The organism is Neobacillus ginsengisoli (assembly GCF_030813055.1).
This window is the reverse complement of sequence record NZ_JAUSTW010000009.1, coordinates 149,975-165,723: the sequence shown is the minus strand read 5'-3', so window position 1 is coordinate 165,723 and position 15,749 is coordinate 149,975. Positions and strand designations below refer to the sequence as shown.

Annotated in this window: 16 protein-coding genes; 14 read left to right on the top strand and 2 right to left on the bottom strand. The window is 39.2% G+C overall.

Translation table 11 applies throughout. The features are described 5' to 3' along the window. Positions 1-27: 27 nt before the first annotated feature. Together J2S10_RS22950 and J2S10_RS22945 are read right to left on the bottom strand one after the other, a co-directional pair. Positions 28-684 (bottom strand): Crp/Fnr family transcriptional regulator, encoded by a 657-nt coding sequence (locus J2S10_RS22950; protein ID WP_307412721.1) that lies wholly within the window; start codon positions 682-684, stop codon positions 28-30. Next, complete coding sequence (locus tag J2S10_RS22945; protein ID WP_307412719.1) at positions 681-1,319, bottom strand: Crp/Fnr family transcriptional regulator; 639 nt, start codon at positions 1,317-1,319, stop codon at positions 681-683. The genes J2S10_RS22950 and J2S10_RS22945 overlap by 4 nt, the downstream gene beginning before the upstream one ends. Before the next feature lie 270 nt (positions 1,320-1,589). On the opposite strand from J2S10_RS22945, the gene J2S10_RS22940 reads away from it, so the two are divergent. The 14 genes from J2S10_RS22940 (at position 1,590) to J2S10_RS22875 (ending at position 15,741) form a co-directional block, all read left to right on the top strand. Continuing rightward, positions 1,590-3,068, top strand: coding sequence for a 4-hydroxyphenylacetate 3-hydroxylase family protein (locus J2S10_RS22940; RefSeq protein ID WP_307412717.1), 1,479 nt, complete (start codon positions 1,590-1,592; stop codon positions 3,066-3,068). A 32-nt stretch (positions 3,069-3,100) separates the two neighbouring features. Continuing rightward, positions 3,101-3,640 carry an FAD synthetase family protein gene (locus tag J2S10_RS22935; RefSeq protein WP_307412900.1) on the top strand — a complete coding sequence of 180 codons (540 nt, stop codon included), beginning with the start codon at positions 3,101-3,103 and terminating at the stop codon, positions 3,638-3,640. Positions 3,641-3,685: 45 nt separating this feature from the next. Next, positions 3,686-4,252, top strand: coding sequence for an NADPH-dependent FMN reductase (locus tag J2S10_RS22930; RefSeq protein WP_307412715.1), 567 nt, complete (start codon positions 3,686-3,688; stop codon positions 4,250-4,252). A gap of 73 nt (positions 4,253-4,325) precedes the next feature. Next, positions 4,326-4,865 carry a 3-hydroxyanthranilate 3,4-dioxygenase gene (locus J2S10_RS22925; protein WP_307412713.1) on the top strand — a complete coding sequence of 180 codons (540 nt, stop codon included), beginning with the start codon at positions 4,326-4,328 and terminating at the stop codon, positions 4,863-4,865. Further along, positions 4,850-5,860, top strand: coding sequence for an amidohydrolase family protein (locus J2S10_RS22920; protein ID WP_307412711.1), 1,011 nt, complete (start codon positions 4,850-4,852; stop codon positions 5,858-5,860). The genes J2S10_RS22925 and J2S10_RS22920 overlap by 16 nt, the downstream gene beginning before the upstream one ends. A 19-nt stretch (positions 5,861-5,879) precedes the next feature. Further along, positions 5,880-6,365: a RidA family protein gene (locus J2S10_RS22915; protein WP_307412709.1), complete on the top strand. Its 486-nt coding sequence runs from the start codon at positions 5,880-5,882 to the stop codon at positions 6,363-6,365. Continuing rightward, entirely contained in the window at positions 6,349-7,815 is a 1,467-nt protein-coding gene (locus J2S10_RS22910; protein WP_307412707.1) for an aldehyde dehydrogenase, read from the top strand. The genes J2S10_RS22915 and J2S10_RS22910 overlap by 17 nt, the downstream gene beginning before the upstream one ends. Before the next feature lie 70 nt (positions 7,816-7,885). Then, complete coding sequence (locus J2S10_RS22905; RefSeq protein WP_307412705.1) at positions 7,886-8,665, top strand: 2-keto-4-pentenoate hydratase; 780 nt, start codon at positions 7,886-7,888, stop codon at positions 8,663-8,665. Positions 8,666-8,760: 95 nt separating this feature from the next. Continuing rightward, positions 8,761-9,552, top strand: coding sequence for a 2-keto-4-pentenoate hydratase (locus J2S10_RS22900; protein WP_307412703.1), 792 nt, complete (start codon positions 8,761-8,763; stop codon positions 9,550-9,552). A gap of 52 nt (positions 9,553-9,604) precedes the next feature. Further along, positions 9,605-10,876 (top strand): kynureninase, encoded by a 1,272-nt coding sequence (gene kynU / locus J2S10_RS22895; RefSeq protein ID WP_307412700.1) that lies wholly within the window; start codon positions 9,605-9,607, stop codon positions 10,874-10,876. A 14-nt stretch (positions 10,877-10,890) separates the two neighbouring features. Continuing rightward, a complete protein-coding gene (locus tag J2S10_RS22890) occupies positions 10,891-12,321 on the top strand; it encodes an amino acid permease (protein WP_307412699.1) in 1,431 nt (476 codons plus the stop codon). A 72-nt stretch (positions 12,322-12,393) separates the two neighbouring features. Continuing rightward, a complete protein-coding gene (gene kynA, locus J2S10_RS22885; protein ID WP_307412697.1) occupies positions 12,394-13,242 on the top strand; it encodes a tryptophan 2,3-dioxygenase in 849 nt (282 codons plus the stop codon). A gap of 94 nt (positions 13,243-13,336) precedes the next feature. After that, on the top strand, positions 13,337-14,503 hold the full coding sequence (trpB, locus tag J2S10_RS22880) for a tryptophan synthase subunit beta (RefSeq protein ID WP_307412694.1): 1,167 nt from the start codon (positions 13,337-13,339) through the stop codon (positions 14,501-14,503). Positions 14,504-14,820: 317 nt separating this feature from the next. After that, positions 14,821-15,741, top strand: coding sequence for a hypothetical protein (locus J2S10_RS22875; RefSeq protein WP_307412692.1), 921 nt, complete (start codon positions 14,821-14,823; stop codon positions 15,739-15,741). Positions 15,742-15,749: the final 8 nt, after the last annotated feature.

Below are 15,749 nucleotides of genomic sequence, written 5' to 3'. Positions count from 1 at the left end.
GAAAAATGTTAGGCACCATTTTTATATCTAGATGGATAACATTAATACATCCAAGTTTGACAGGTGAACGGCACCGGAGTCTCGGAGGTCTTTTAGGCGATTAATATCCAGGATGTCTATCGTCCGATTCGATAAATGGATTAGCTTTTGATTCTTCCACTTATTTAGAATTTTATTTACGGTAATCCTTGATGAACCAATGTAGCGGGCAAATGACGTTTGGTCAATTGAAAAATTGTCATTTTCGCTGATCAGCTTTAAAAGGAAGTGGGCCATTTGTTGTTCAACAGGCGAGTTAAGAAAAGAAATAATTTCTGCCAGTATCCTAAATTTATAGATGAGCGAATTGGTAAAAATACAAGCAGCTTCAGGATGCTCTTTACAAACCCTTTCTAAAGTTTCATCAGAAAAATAATAAATAACTGATGGAATTGTTGTGAGGGCAGAGGTTAAATAGGATTCCTTTTTTACTCCATGTTCTCCAAATAACATCCCTTCCGGAACATAATTAACCGTCCGTTCCACACCTTCTTGAGATAGAAGGGTAATCTTGATACCGCCTTTGCATAAGTAAAAAAATCCATTTCCTTCTTCACCCTGATGGTAAACGACTGAATTCTCCTTCATCTCCATTTTTTGCCCATATGTTAAAAAGGGCCCCCATGCATAACGAAGATTTTTCATATTATCACCCTGCCAAGAAGCTTTTTTAGTTCATCCGTTTTTTTTATTAAAAACTTTCGACCTTGAATCTCGATGATTTGTTTTTCTTTCCATTGTTTTAAAATCTTATAGATGGTAATTCTCGTTAAACCAGTACATTTGGTAAGGTCTTGTTGTGTGAGAGGGACTTCATAATTTCTAAATTCATAACAAATATTCAAAAGTATTGCGGACAGCTGCTGTTCCGGAGACAGAGTGTCCAAGTAAATTTTTTCAGCAAGATTATGCATTTTATGAATGACGGTTTTGATAAACATGTTTAAGATGGAGGGTTGAAATTTTATTAGTTCTTGAAAATGCTCACAAGAGAAAAAATAAAGAATGGAGTCACTTACTGCTGTCGCTGTTGTAAAATGGGGCTGCCGGTCCATAGTTTGGATACCTAAAAGTTGCCCGGGAATGGCTATGTTTAATAATCGTTCTTGTCCAATAGTAGTAGTGGTTGTCACTTTAATTAATCCCTTTTGTATATAATAAAATCCATCCCCCGACGAGCCTTGTTGGTATATGCAAGATTTTTCTTTGAAAAATTGTCTAGTACCAAACTGCAAACATGTTTCCCAATTTATATCACTGTCAAACAGGATTGCCACCATATCAACTCCTAAGTTAACTATTAGTTAGCTGATTTTTTGTTAGCGCTTTCATTTAGTTATATATTACTTGATATGTATATTTATAGCTTAACAATAGTGTAAAAGATTTAAAATATAAAATCAACGGTAACAACCTTGTCCTTCTCTAAAAGTATAATTTGCTGTTTGAAAAAAATGAAAATTTTATTTTTTGAAAAAATGTTAATTAGACTACAATTGGTCGGAAAATTCAGTTTTATAATTACGTTATGAACTATGAGGAGGATGTTTATGGGAATCCGTACAGGTAAACATTATATTGAAGCGTTAAAGTCCCGAAATCCAGAAGTTTGGTTATCTGGAAAAAGAGTAACAAATATTTTTGAAGAGCCTGTTTTTCACCAGCCAATTCTTGAAATGGCAAAGCTATATGATTTACAGCATGACCCAAAGTATCAAGAGGAAATTACCCATATTTGTGAAGAAACCGGAGAAAGAATATCAAATGCATTTTTGGTGCCAAAAAACTATCAAGATCTAGAAGCTCGAAGAAGAACGTTCGAAGTATTTGCTAAAGCCACCTTTGGTTTGATGGGAAGAACGCCTGATTTCTTAAATGTCGTTCTTACTTCCATGGCGAGCAATTCAGAGTTCTTGGACAAATACAATCCAGAATGGGGAAAAAACATCCGAGCATATTTTAAGCATGTTCGCGATAATGACCTATTTTTAACTCACGCCATCATTAACCCTCAGAATGACCGGAGTAAATCATCACATGAACAACACGATACGTTTACGCATTTAGGTGCTGTAAAAGAGACCCCAGATGGATTACTCGTAAGGGGAGCAAAAATGCTGGCTACACTATCACCAATTACAGACGAGGTGATTATTTATTCTTTCCCTGGGTTTAAGCCTGGTGATGAACGTTATGCGCTTGCTTTTGCACTTCCAATTGATACTCCGGGATTGCGCATTTTATGCCGCGAAGCCATGCAGGATGGAAAACGTTCAGTTTATGACCACCCGTTAGCTTCAAGATTTGAAGAAATGGATGCTGTTTTAGTATTTAATGATGTTTTAGTCCCATGGGATCGTGTCTTCCTTTATAACAATGTCGAAGCCGCCAATTTACTTTATCCGAAAACAGGAATCGCCCAGCAGCCAGCACATCAGTCTGGTGTACGAGGATTAATAAAACTGCAATTTGCTACTGAAGTTGCTTGTAAATTAGCTGACTCCATTGGTGTCGATGGATACTTAAATGTTCAAAATGATTTAGGAGAATTAGTACAATCTGTTGAAACGATCAGGGCATTGCTCCGAGTTGCGGAGTATGAACATGAATTAATGGCTACCGGCGAGGTTATGCCTGCCTACGCACCACTTGAAACCATTAGAGGCTTGCTGCCAAAAATGTATCCGCGTGCGATTGAGGTCATCCAAATTATCGGTGCCGGAGGGCTCTTGATGTCTCCAACAGATGCCGATTTCGAGAATCCTGAATTAAGAGAGGATTTGGATCGGTATTATGTTGGAAGAGAAGATGTATCTGCAGAAGAGCGTGTGCATTTGTTTAAGCTAGCATGGGATCTATGCGGTGAGGCATTCGGACAAAGGCTTCTTCAATACGAACGCTATTATACAGGAGACCCAATTCGCAAGCGAGCGATTTTCTATAACAACTATAAGAGGAATAATTCATTTGAACTGGTTGAGGAAGCACTACAGGTGTATGACCAAAGAAATGAGGTTCCTAGTCTTTAAGATTTTAATACCAATTTGAGGAGGTGTGAAAAATTCAAACGCTAAAAGATGGAGTACTGACACTGGAAGGTTCTGTGATTGCCATAGGTGCATTTGATGGGGTCCATAAAGGTCATCAAGCTGTCATTAAACAAGCTGTGGAAAAGAGTCGGATTTGTCAAGTTCCCAGCGTCATTTATACGTTTGATCCGCCTCCTCGTCATTTTTTTAGAGGGGTTCAAATCCTGACGCCCATTCAGGAAAAGGTCAACAGGATAGCGAAGCTAGATGTAGATTATGTGATTATTGCTAGCTTCACAGAATGGTATGCAACCCGTCCTCCTGAAGATTTTATCTGTGAATTATCGAAGCTTAATCCGGTTGAGGTCAATGTTGGTTCCGATTTTCATTTTGGGAAAAATAGAGAAGGCGATGTAAATCTTTTAGAACAGTATTTTCCAATAAATATGATGCCGCCTGTTTATTGTAAGAGTGGAAAACTTATTTCATCTACGAGAATCCGCCAGCTAATTTCAGAAGGTGATTTTCAGCAGTCCTACTCTTTACTAGGGTGGCGCACAGGAATGGAATAAAGGGGGGCAACCTGAAAGCTTTTTACTATAGGAGGTCTTTAATATATGAAACTAGTAGGAATTTCAGGAACGATTATTGGTGCGAAGACAAGTATTGTCGTGCAAAGAGTGCTTGAGGAAGTGAAAAAACACCATCCTCATGTGGATGTAGAACTGTTGGATTTAAGGGATTATGATATTCAGTTCTGCGATGGACGAAATCCATCCACCTACACAGGTGACACGAAAAAAGTTCTTGATATCGTAAATTCAGCAGATTTCTATATTATCGGTACGCCGATTTTTCAGGGATCTTTATCAGGACCCCTTAAAAATTTATTTGATTTAATCAATCCAAAGGTTATTCGCAATAAAGTAATGGGTTTCGTCGCAACCGGCGGAACATACCAGCACTACCTCGTAATCGAAAATCAATTAAAGCCAATCGCAGGATTTTTCCGGGCATATGTGGCACCTAGCTATGTTTATGTAAATAACGACCATTTTAATCGAGAAAATGAAATTGTCGATTCCGATGTCCTAAGCAGAATCACGTCCTTAGTAAAAGAAGTAGTCTTTATGCAGGCGGCATTAAAATCATCGGAAGAAAAGCTAGTAACACTAACTCAATAAACATATGGATTGTGGGGGGAACTCCAACATCTAGTTCAAAAGGAAAACAAAATTTGAGAGGAGACGATTATTCATGACAAAATCTTTAAAACCAATCAACCTTTGGGGATTTATTGAAGAAAATAAGGAATTACTTAAGCCGCCGGTAAATAATAAAGTAGTTTGGAAGGATTCAGAGCTAATGTTTATGATTCTCGGTGGCCCGAACAAACGACGTGATTTTCACGTAGATCCATCTGAAGAGATCTTCTATCAATTAAAAGGCGACTGCTACGTGGAAATTATTAATGCAAAAGGAAAAAGAGAAGTGATTACCGTTAAAGAAGGAGAAGTATTCCACCTGCCACCGAATGTACCTCACTCTCCGCATAGAGTCGCTGATACGATCGGAATCGTTATTGAACGAGACAGGGCTGATGGTGAATTAGAGGATTTTGTTTGGTTCTGTGATGAATGTGACCATGAAATGCATCGTGTGACCGTCCAATTAACTAATATTGAAGTGCAGGTGAAAGAGGCAATTAATGGCTTTAACGGAAATTTAGAGCTTCGTACTTGTAAGAGCTGTGGACATATCATGCCGCAAGAAGCGAGTGAATGGAAATGCGAGTAGATTTTCATACACATATTATCCCTGAAGATTTCCCGGACTTTGCCACAAAATACCAAAATGACAAGTGGCCTGTACTTCAGCCAACGTGCTCATGTGGTGCAAATATTATGGTGGCTGGCAAGGTTTTTCGGGAAGTGACAGACCAGGTTTGGAGTCCTTCGATGCGAATAAGTGATATGGAAAAAGAAAGTGTAGACCTTCAGGTTTTATCACCGATTCCTGTAACGTTTTCTTATTGGGCACCAATTGAAGAAGCAGCAGTGTTGGCAAGATTTCAAAATGATTTTATTGCAGAGACCGTATCTCAGCATCCAACCAAGTTTATCGGTTTAGGAACGGTCCCCATGCAAAATGTGGAAGTGGCTATTCGTGAGCTGGACCGCTGTGTCCACGAGCTTGGTTTAAAAGGGATTGAAATTGGCACAAACATAAATGGGAAAAATTTAGACGATGAATCATTAACAGATTTCTTTGTCATGTGTGAGAAATGGAATGTTCCGATCTTTGTTCATCCATGGGAAACGCTGGGCAGAGAGCGGTTATCCTCCCATAACTTAATGTATACGGTTGGAATGCCAAGTGAAACGGCTTTAGCTGCTGCTAGTTTAATCCTTGGCGGCGTTATCGAGAAGTATCCGGGACTGAAAATTTGTTTTGCTCATGGCGGCGGGTCACTACCGTATATCCTTCCTCGCCTTGATCATGGGTGGAATGTTTGGCCGCATTTGCGTCAGACCGAGAAACCGCCTAGTTTTTATGCCAAGAAATTTTTCTATGATTCCCTCGTCAATAGCCCTGTGAATATTAAATTCCTAGTGGGAAAATTTGGGGCAGAACAAGTCATTATGGGATCTGATTACCCATTCCTACTCCGGGAAACTCCACCAGGGAAAATTATTGATGATACCTTGACCCTAACAGAAGCACAGAAACGAGCGATGTTAGGTGAAAACGCATTAAGATTCTTAAATTTACCGGTTAATCAATTAATTTAGTAAGAAAAGAGTTGAGAAAATGGTAGAAAATGTGATGACGCCAGAAGAGAGATTAACGGAACTTGGATTGAATCTGCCCCCGCTTCGACCTGCTGCCGGTAATTATGTAAGCTGTGTTCGGACTGGGAATCTTATTTTTACTTCTGGTCAGGGTACTGATGAATACCGTGGAAAGCTTGGAGAGGATGTTTCGCTTGAAGTAGGATATCAAGCAGCCAGACAGTGTATGTTGAATCTTTTAGCGGTAGTCAAACATGAGCTCGGTGACCTTAGCAAAGTAAAGCGAATTGTGAAAATTCTTGGATTTGTCAACTCAACTCCTGACTTTACAGACCAGCCGAAAGTAATGAATGGCTCCTCTGATTTGTTGGTTGAGGTGTTTGGTGAAAGAGGTAAGCATGGAAGATCGGCGGTAGGAATGGCACAGCTGCCAAACAATAACGCTGTCGAGGTTGAGATGATTTTAGAGGTTGAGGATGGTGAAGCAAATGAACAAGGTGATTGAGAAACAACTTAAAATTAACGATGCAAAGCTGTTTATCAATGGAGAATATGTAAACGCAGTGTCCGGTGAGACCTTTGATACCATTAATCCAGCAACGAATCAAAAGTTAGCTGCTGTCGCTAGTGCCAGTGGGCAAGATGTTGAAAGAGCGATTCAAGTTGCACATCGAACCTACGAAAACGGCATTTGGAGTAAAATGCCAGTCGAAGTGAGAGCAAGGATTCTCTGCCGAATGTCCGACCTTGTAATGGAACGGGTTGATGAGTTAGCACTAATCGAGACATTAGATGTGGGAAAGCCCATAAAAGAAAGCAGAGATTTTGATATTCCTAGAGCAGCATCAAATTTACGTTTCTTCGCAGAAATGGCGAAATATATCAATCATGAGCATTACGAGCAATCCAAACATATGAGCTATACAAAATATGCTCCTGCAGGTGTAACGAGTTTAATCATTCCTTGGAATTTGCCGTTCATGCAAATGACCTGGAAAGCTTCTGCTGCCTTAGCAGCTGGTAACACGGTGATTGTAAAGCCAGCATCCTATACACCGCTAAGTGCGGTTATGTTAGGTGAAATTGCCAACGAAGCAGGATTACCGCCGGGCGTGTTGAATATCCTTACAGGACCAGGTGGAACTGTGGGTACTGCGATGACTACCCATCCAAACGTTCGCAGGATTTCTTTTGTTGGCGAAAGCTCAACAGGTAAAACAGTTATGAGAAATGCAGCATCACAGTTAATACCTGTATCATTAGAATTAGGTGGAAAATCAGCCAATATCGTGTTTGAGGATGCAGACCTAGATGAAGCCGTAGCAGGCTCAATTGAAGCGGTTTTTCGAAATCAAGGAGAAATTTGTCTAGCAGGCTCACGATTGTTAGTCCAAGAAACTGTCTATGAAAAATTCCTAGAAAAATTTGTCTCTTCCGTTAAGAACATCAAGGTAGGCGACCCATTGGATGAAAATACGGATATGGGTGCGCTTATTTCAAAAAGTCATTTAGAAACCGTTGACAATTATGTGCAAATTGGAATTTCTGAAGGTGCAAAACTTGCTATTGGTGGTAAACGTGTGGAAGGATTATCTCAAGGTAACTTTTACGAGCCAACCGTGCTTTATGATGTCAATAATAAAATGAGAGTAGCGCAGGAAGAAATTTTTGGCCCTGTTTTAGTTGTCATTCCATTTAAAACGGAAGAGGAAGCAATTCAGATTGCGAACGACTCAATTTATGGTTTGGCAGGTGTAGTTTGGTCCAATGACTTAAGGCGTGCTCATCGTGTCGCTTCTCAAATCAATTCAGGGTTATTCTGGATCAATTGCTGGTATTATCGGGATTTAAGAACTCCATTTGGCGGTTCTAAGGCAAGTGGTATAGGAAGAGAAGGCGGACGTCATAGTTTTGAGTTTTATACTGAAGCCAAAACCATTACAATGAAATTATAAGATGGAAAGTGAATAGGTGGCTTTTTGGCCACTTTTTATCTATGAATATAGCTAAGGTAGGTGTTGGAAAATGAAAACTTTAGTAGAATCGATCGCGAAAGAATTAATAGATGCGGAAAGTCATCAATATTCCGTTGCCCCTCTAACAGAGCGCTATTCTGAATTGAGTGTAAGTGATGCATACCAAATTCAGCTCGAAGTGATTGATAATAAGATAAGAGAAGGGCACGAGGTGATTGGGAAAAAAGTAGGACTGACAAGTGCAGCGATGCAACAAATGCTTGGCGTTGATGAACCGGATTACGGCCACCTTTTAGATTATATGAAAGTAGCAGATGGTGAAAAAGTGAAAATAAGTGATTTCATTAGTCCGAAGGTTGAGGCGGAAATTGGGTTTATCCTTGAACGAGACCTAGTAGGTCCTAATGTGAATTATTTAGATGTGTTAATGGCTACGAAATATGTAGTGCCAACAATTGAGATTATTGATAGCCGTATAACTGATTGGAAAATTAAATTGGTCGATACAGTGGCTGACAATGGCTCATCTGCCAGGGTTGTGATCGGGAATAAGCTTAGCACAATTGAAGGCTTTGATTTGCGATCCCAAGGCATGCTTTTTTATAAAAATGATGAGCTTGTGGGCACAGGGGCTGGAGCTGCTGCTCTTGGACACCCTGCACAAGCCGTTGCCTGGTTAGCGAATAAACTGCATGAATTTGGCATTCACCTCAAAGCAGGTGAGTTAATTCTTCCCGGTGCACTTTCCTGTGCAATTAGTGTAAATGAAGGGGATACAATTTCCGCCCATTTTGGCCATTTGGGTACTGTCTCCGTTACATTCGAGTAAAAGAGGAATTCTCTAAGAAAAAGATAAAAGCAGCTGTATGCTAGTCGTGGGAAAATTCTAATTAAAGGAAAAAGTGAAAAATGGAGGTTCAATTTATGACACTAATACAAGGAACGGAGCAAGAAATTGTAGAGTGCCTGTTAACAGCAGAAAAGGAAAAACGAGAGGTCGAAAAAATTACCACTCGTTACCCATCTTTAACGGTTGAGCAAGCGTATGAAATACAAGAAAAATTAATTGAGCGGAAAGAAAAGGAGGGTCTTCGCCGAGTTGGGGTTAAACTCGGATTAACAAGTAAGGCGAAACAGGAGATGATGGGTGTACATGAAGCAATCTACGGTTATTTATTGGACGATATGCTCTCTCCTGAATGGGAACCGATTCCATTTGGCGGTTTCATCCATCCAAAAGCAGAACCTGAAATTGCTTTTTTGATTGATGAAGACATCCAAGGGACATCCGTTACTGCCGATGATATTTTAGCTGTTACGAAATATATAGCACCTGCCATCGAGATTATTGATAGCCGCTATTTAGATTTTAAGTTTACTCTTGCTGATGTTGTTGCTGATAACTGTTCTTCCTCTAAATTCATTGTAGGCAACAAATGGGTATCGCCGGAGGCTCTTGACCTAAAGGAAATTGGCGTATACTTGTCAAAAAACTCAGAGGTAGTTACTGTTGGGACCAGTGCTGCGGTTTTAGGACATCCCGCTACTGCAGTTGCATGGGCTGTAAACAAACTGGGAGAAACAGGACGAGGCTTAAAGAAAGGTGATATCGTACTTAGCGGTGCGATATCAGAAGCAATTAGCTTTCAGCCAGGTGATACGATTGTAGCTCAGTTTGCTGAACTAGGGAGTGTATCATTCTCCTGCAAACCATAGGAAAGCTGGAGGAAATCACAAAATGGATAATGAAGGAAAGAGGAGGATAAGAATGCTTTTAACATTAGACTATGCAGAACAACTGGACAAAAAAGATAGACTTAACAGATTTCGAGATGAATTTTACACAAAACCGAATTCCATTTATATGGATGGTAACTCATTAGGGCTGTTATCGAAAAGAGCGGAACGGACTCTATTGGAATCTTTAAATGATTGGAAAGAACATGGCATTGATGGCTGGACAAAGGGGAAACATCCATGGTTTTTTTTATCGGAAAAGCTAGGAGAAATGATGGCGCCTTTAGTGGGAGCTTCAGCTGAGGAAGTAATCGTAACTGGTTCAACAACAGTAAATTTGCATCAGCTTGTGGCTACTTTTTATAAGCCTGAAGGCAAGCGGACAAAAATTTTAGCAGATGAATTAACCTTTCCTTCTGATATTTATGCCCTTCAAAGCCAGTTACACATTCGTGGATATGACCCGGATACGTATCTTATACGGGTAAAAAGCCGAGATGGTCGTTTTTTAGAAGAAGAAGACATTATTGAAGCGATGACCGATGAAATTGCTCTCATCATTTTGCCAACTGTACTCTATCGGAGCGGCCAAATCCTGGACATGAAGCGATTAACGGCAGAAGCGAACAAAAGAGGGATTTTAATTGGATTTGATGGATGTCATTCCATTGGTGCGATTCCTCATTCATTTAGTGAATGGGGTATTGATTTTGCGTATTGGTGCAATTATAAACATTTAAATGGTGGTCCCGGTAGTGTTGGTGGTTTATATGTAAATAGAAAACATTTTGGCACATTTCCTGGCCTTGCTGGCTGGTTTGGATCTAAAAAAGAGAAACAATTTGATATGGAGCATACGTTAACCCCTTCTGAAACTGTCGGTGCATTTCAAATCGGGACACCACATGTTTTGAGTCTTGCACCATTACTTGGAGCTTTAGAGATTTTTGAAGAAGCAGGGATAGAAAATATTCGTGCAAAGTCTTTAAAAATTAATCAATATTTAATGGACTTGGTGGATCATGAGCTGTCAGACATGGGATTCAGTATTGGAAACCCTATTGAAGATAAGCGCCGTGGAGGTCATATAAGTTTAGAGCATAAAGAAGCTGCACGTATCTGCAAAGCATTGAAAGAAAATGGTGTCATCCCGGATTTCCGTGCACCAAACATCATCCGACTTGCTCCAGTTGCGCTTTATACCTCTTATTCAGAGGTGTGGCAAGTGGTGCAAATACTTAAGAAAATTATGGGAGAAAAACAATATGAAAAGTTTGAAAATGAACGCGAAGTTGTAGCCTAAAGGGGAGGAATTATATGGAGAACAAAAATACTCATTTGAATAGTGGGAATACAACAGAAAAGGGATTGAAGCGTGCTTTAAAAACCAATCAGCTTTCCATGATTGCCATGGGGTGTGCAATTGGAACAGGCCTTTTCCTTGGAAGTGGCATGGCTATAAATACAGCAGGTCCAGGTGTCATACTCAGTTATGGGATTGGAGCGTTTATCGTCTTACTGTTAATGGGGTGTTTATCTGAAATGACAGTTGCTCACCCAACTTCAGGTTCTTTTGGCACCATCGCTGAAAAATATGTCAGCCCCTTCGCTGGCTATCTTGTGCGGTATTCCTATTGGATCGCAAACGTTCTTGCTGTTGGCGTAGAGGTAAGTGCAATTGCCGTTTATATGAAGTATTGGTTTCCGCATGTGCCTGGTATCGTTTGGATCTTATTGTTCGCGGCAGTACTGATTTATGTAAATGCCACAAGCGTAAATGCTTTTGGAACATTTGAGTATTGGTTCTCTATGATTAAAATAAGTGCCATCGTTGGTTTCATTCTCTTAGGATCCTATGTAGTATTTGGAGGTTCTGATCAGCCAAATATGGGACCAAAAAACCTAGTGAATGACAGAGGTTTTTTACCGTTCGGTTGGTGGGGTATGTGGGTGGCAATCTTTATTTCTCTATTTAGCTTTTTAGGAACAGAATTGATAGCGGTTACAGCTGGTGAAGCGAAGGACCCGGATGTTGCAGTGCCAAAAGCATTGAAGGCAACAGTTTTCCGTTTATCCACCTTTTATATTTTGACTATTGGCATCATGTTAATGATTGTTCCTTGGAAATCTGCGGGAATTGATGAAAGTCCTTTCGTAAAAGTAATGGGGCTCCTGAATATTCCTGGTGCATCCGGAATCATGAATTTTATTATCTTAACTGCCGCGCTGTCATCGATGAATAGTCAATTGTATGCTTCTACTAGAATGATGTTTTCACTATCACGAGGAAATTATGCACCAGCATTTTTAGGGCAATTAAGCAAAAAAGGTGTTCCGCTAAGGGCTCTTGCCATTTCTACTCTAGGAATTTTTCTTGCTGCTTTGGTAAATGCCTTATTACCTGATTCGTCGTATGCATTTATGATGGGAATATCCATGTTCGGTGCTATCTTCACTTGGTTTATGGTGTTCGTTTCCCATTTATTTTTCAGAAGAAAGTGGGAGAGGTCAGGAGGCCGGAAATTACCTGTTAAAATGCTTGGTTTTCCATATTTAACGATTGCAGGAGCCATACTTTTATTGAGTTTAATAATCACCACCTGGTTTACACCTTTTAAAATCATGCTTCAATTCGGTATTCCCTGGCTACTATTTTTAACTGCAGCATATTATATTCTTAAAAAAAGAAAGACCAATCAAATTCCTGTAAAAGAATCAAATGATGAATTAAAAGAGAATATATATTAGTAGATTGCGAGTCTTAGATGAATTGAATATTCTTATAAAAGATAACTATAAATAACGGGGTGGGGATATAACATGAATACACACGAAAAAAATACAAACTCAGGACTAGAGAGTGACATTCAAACCGATTTCCAAAAAGCGATGTCATACGGAGATTATCTTCATCTTGATAAGATTTTATCTAGTCAACATCGGTTATCGGGTCACCATGATGAAATGTTATTTATCATTATCCATCAAGCAAGTGAATTATGGATGAAATTAATTATCCATGAATTGACAGCGGCTATCGAATCTATACGCCGTAACGATTTGGAACCATCGTTTAAAATCCTGTCGCGTGTTTCGAGAATTCAGCAGCAATTGATTCAGTCCTGGAGTGTTCTTTCCACTTTGACGCCTTCAGAATACTTGGAGTTTAGGGACAAACTGGGTCAATCTTCCGGTTTCCAGTCTTATCAGAACCGTTTGATTGAATTTGCATTAGGAAACAAAAATGTTCATACATTAGCAGTCTATCAACATCAAACAGAACTATACGAAAAAATGCTGGAGGCCCTTCAAAAACCAAGTATTTACGATGCAGCCATTCATGCTCTTGCTGCGCGCGGAATACCTGTTGATCTGGAGGTCCTTAATCGGGATTTATCAAAAAACTATGAACCAAATGCTAGTGTAGAAGATGCATGGCTTACTGTATACCGAAATGTCGAAAAATATTGGGATTTATATGAATTGGCAGAAAAGTTAGTTGATATTGGCAATCAACAGCAATTGTGGCGTTTTAATCATATGAGTACAGTGGAAAGAATCATTGGTCATAAAACAGGAACAGGTGGTTCTTCAGGGGTGACCTATTTAAAAAGAGTGCTAGACCAGCAATTTTTCCCGGAATTATGGAGTCTTCGAACGAAATTATAAGATGCATTTATATGAATATTCTTAATTTTCTTTCTGGTGCTGACTGTATTTGTTATAATAATAGAAAAATACTTTATAAGGAGATGGGTACAGGATGAGCAAAAGTATAGTTGAAAAAGGATTTTACGGAGAATTTGGCGGGAGCTACGTTCCTGAAGATTTACAAGAAGTGTTGGATACTCTGGAAGAACAGTTTAACCGCTATAAAGATGATCCCGAGTTTGTAGAAGAATTTCAATTTTATCTAAAAGAATACATTGGACGTGAGAATCCGCTTACCCTGGCGAAAAATGTAAGTGAAAAAATAGGCGGGGCAAAGATTTATCTAAAGCGTGAAGATTTAAACCATACCGGTGCCCATAAAATCAACAATGCGATTGGACAAATTTTACTTGCAAAACGCATGGGGGCAAAGCGTGTTATTGCAGAAACGGGTGCAGGACAACATGGTGTTGCGACGGCAACTGCTTGTGCAATGTTTGGGATGGAGTGCATCATTTACATGGGTAAATTAGATACCGAACGACAGGCATTAAATGTGTTTCGAATGGAATTACTCGGGGCAAAAGTTATTCCGGTTGAGAAAGGTCAAGGCAGATTAAAAGAGGCTGTTGATGAAGCGCTTAATGATCTAGTACGTAACTATAAAGATACCTTTTATCTGTTAGGATCTGCTGTCGGTCCCCATCCGTTTCCGACCATCGTTAAACATTTCCAATCTGTTATTAGTGAGGAATCCAAACGACAAATTTTACATAAAGAAGGGAAATTACCTGCTGCGGTAGTTGCTTGTGTCGGTGGAGGCAGCAACGCCATCGGAGCTTTTGCCCATTATATTGATGATCCATCTGTTAGATTAGTTGGAGTAGAACCCACTGAAGCACCAACGCTAACTGAAGGCATTCCTGCTGTGATTCATGGCTTTAAATGTTTAACTTTATTAGATGAAGAGGGCAATCCGAAGCCAACTTACTCGATAGCAGCAGGTTTGGATTATCCTGGCGTTGGTCCGGAGCACAGTTTGTTAAAAACAAGCGGCAGAGCCGAATATGTGACTGTTTCTGGAAAAGAAGCACTTGAAGCTTTCCAAACCTTATCTAAATTAGAAGGAATTATTCCGGCGTTAGAAAGCTCCCATGCGATCGCTCATGCAATGAAACTCGCTGCTGAATTAGAAAAAGATGATGTGATTATTGTCAACTTATCAGGTAGAGGCGATAAAGATGTAGAGCAAGTATTTAAAATGTTAACATCTAATTAAATTAAGAAACAGTCGAGTTATGGGATTTCATCCCAGGTCATTATTCCTGATTTAAAAAGGAATTTTATACTAACTGACTATTAGTTAATGCTATTCATAAACTATTATCCTAAATGTCGTCAAAATATAAAAAAGGTAAATTAAGAAAGCAATGCAGGTACCTAAAGATGTACTCGCATTGCTTTTTTATTTCTTCAAACTATCGAGGTAATATCTACCAAAATTTTACGTTTATTAAAACTTTTTACTCTGAATGAGAAAGAATAATGATAAAATAATTCTTATTAATCACTTTTCTTTTTAGGAGGGATTCAAATTTGGATTCAAAGTTTAAAAAACCAAAAGGCTTTGGTGAAATTCTTGACCATACGTTTAGTTTAAGTAAAAAACGTTTTAAGGACTTTTTTATGATCTTCCTTATATTATTGGGACCGGTTTATTTGCTTGAAGCAATCATTCAATTAGTTTCCGGGACAAGCTTTTTCAGAGAGTCCGGAAGCGGCGGCGGATTTGAACAACTTCTTGCCAATTTTAATGAATCACAAACAATCGATTCCAGCAGTTTAAGCTCTGACTTAGGACTAATTGTCACGGGACTGTTGGGTTTTCTTTTGTTTCCGGTCGCTGAGGCGGCCATCCTATTTGCCATTAATCACATTCGGAAAAATGAAGATTTTACGGTTGGATTGGTGATTAAACAAGGCTTTTCACGATTTTGGCGAATGCTGGGCAGCAATCTTTTTTTTGGTGTTATTGCTTTTGGAATTATGATCATCCCCATTATTATTGTTAGTTTTACAGGCGTGTTTGGGTCTTTTGTGAATCCCATTCTAGGAATTGGATTAGCAGTCGTTCTTTTTTTAGGTTTTGCAATCGGCATTGGCTTATTATTTACCCGCTGGAGTTTTTATTTTGCTTTGGTCGTACTGGAAAAAGATTCACCGACATCCGGAATTGCAAGAAGCTGGCGGTTAACAAGGAAGCGGACTTGGTTACTGATGGGGCTTTACATCGTGTTTTATATGATTATTTCAAGTATTAGTTTTGCAGGACAAATGACTTTTGGTATCTTGTTAGGTAACAGTGTATTGCTATCCATCATCACGAACATCATCTCTTTATTTACCACGATGTTTTTCTCAGTGGGGTATGGTGTTATGTATCTTGATCTTAAAATAAGACATGATGCCGATGATTTAAAGGATCTGATCGATGATTATAACAAGACAACTCTATAAAAAACCTA

Coding starts and splice junctions, on each gene's coding strand:
- J2S10_RS22950 (WP_307412721.1), bottom strand. CDS start 684: ATGAAAAATCTTCGTTATGCATGGGGGCCCTTTTTAACATATGGGCAA.
- J2S10_RS22945 (WP_307412719.1), bottom strand. CDS start 1,319: ATGGTGGCAATCCTGTTTGACAGTGATATAAATTGGGAAACATGTTTG.
- J2S10_RS22940 (WP_307412717.1), top strand. CDS start 1,590: ATGGGAATCCGTACAGGTAAACATTATATTGAAGCGTTAAAGTCCCGA.
- J2S10_RS22930 (WP_307412715.1), top strand. CDS start 3,686: ATGAAACTAGTAGGAATTTCAGGAACGATTATTGGTGCGAAGACAAGT.
- J2S10_RS22925 (WP_307412713.1), top strand. CDS start 4,326: ATGACAAAATCTTTAAAACCAATCAACCTTTGGGGATTTATTGAAGAA.
- J2S10_RS22920 (WP_307412711.1), top strand. CDS start 4,850: ATGGAAATGCGAGTAGATTTTCATACACATATTATCCCTGAAGATTTC.
- J2S10_RS22915 (WP_307412709.1), top strand. CDS start 5,880: ATGGTAGAAAATGTGATGACGCCAGAAGAGAGATTAACGGAACTTGGA.
- J2S10_RS22910 (WP_307412707.1), top strand. CDS start 6,349: ATGAACAAGGTGATTGAGAAACAACTTAAAATTAACGATGCAAAGCTG.
- J2S10_RS22905 (WP_307412705.1), top strand. CDS start 7,886: ATGAAAACTTTAGTAGAATCGATCGCGAAAGAATTAATAGATGCGGAA.
- J2S10_RS22900 (WP_307412703.1), top strand. CDS start 8,761: ATGACACTAATACAAGGAACGGAGCAAGAAATTGTAGAGTGCCTGTTA.
- kynU (WP_307412700.1), top strand. CDS start 9,605: ATGCTTTTAACATTAGACTATGCAGAACAACTGGACAAAAAAGATAGA.
- J2S10_RS22890 (WP_307412699.1), top strand. CDS start 10,891: ATGGAGAACAAAAATACTCATTTGAATAGTGGGAATACAACAGAAAAG.
- kynA (WP_307412697.1), top strand. CDS start 12,394: ATGAATACACACGAAAAAAATACAAACTCAGGACTAGAGAGTGACATT.
- trpB (WP_307412694.1), top strand. CDS start 13,337: ATGAGCAAAAGTATAGTTGAAAAAGGATTTTACGGAGAATTTGGCGGG.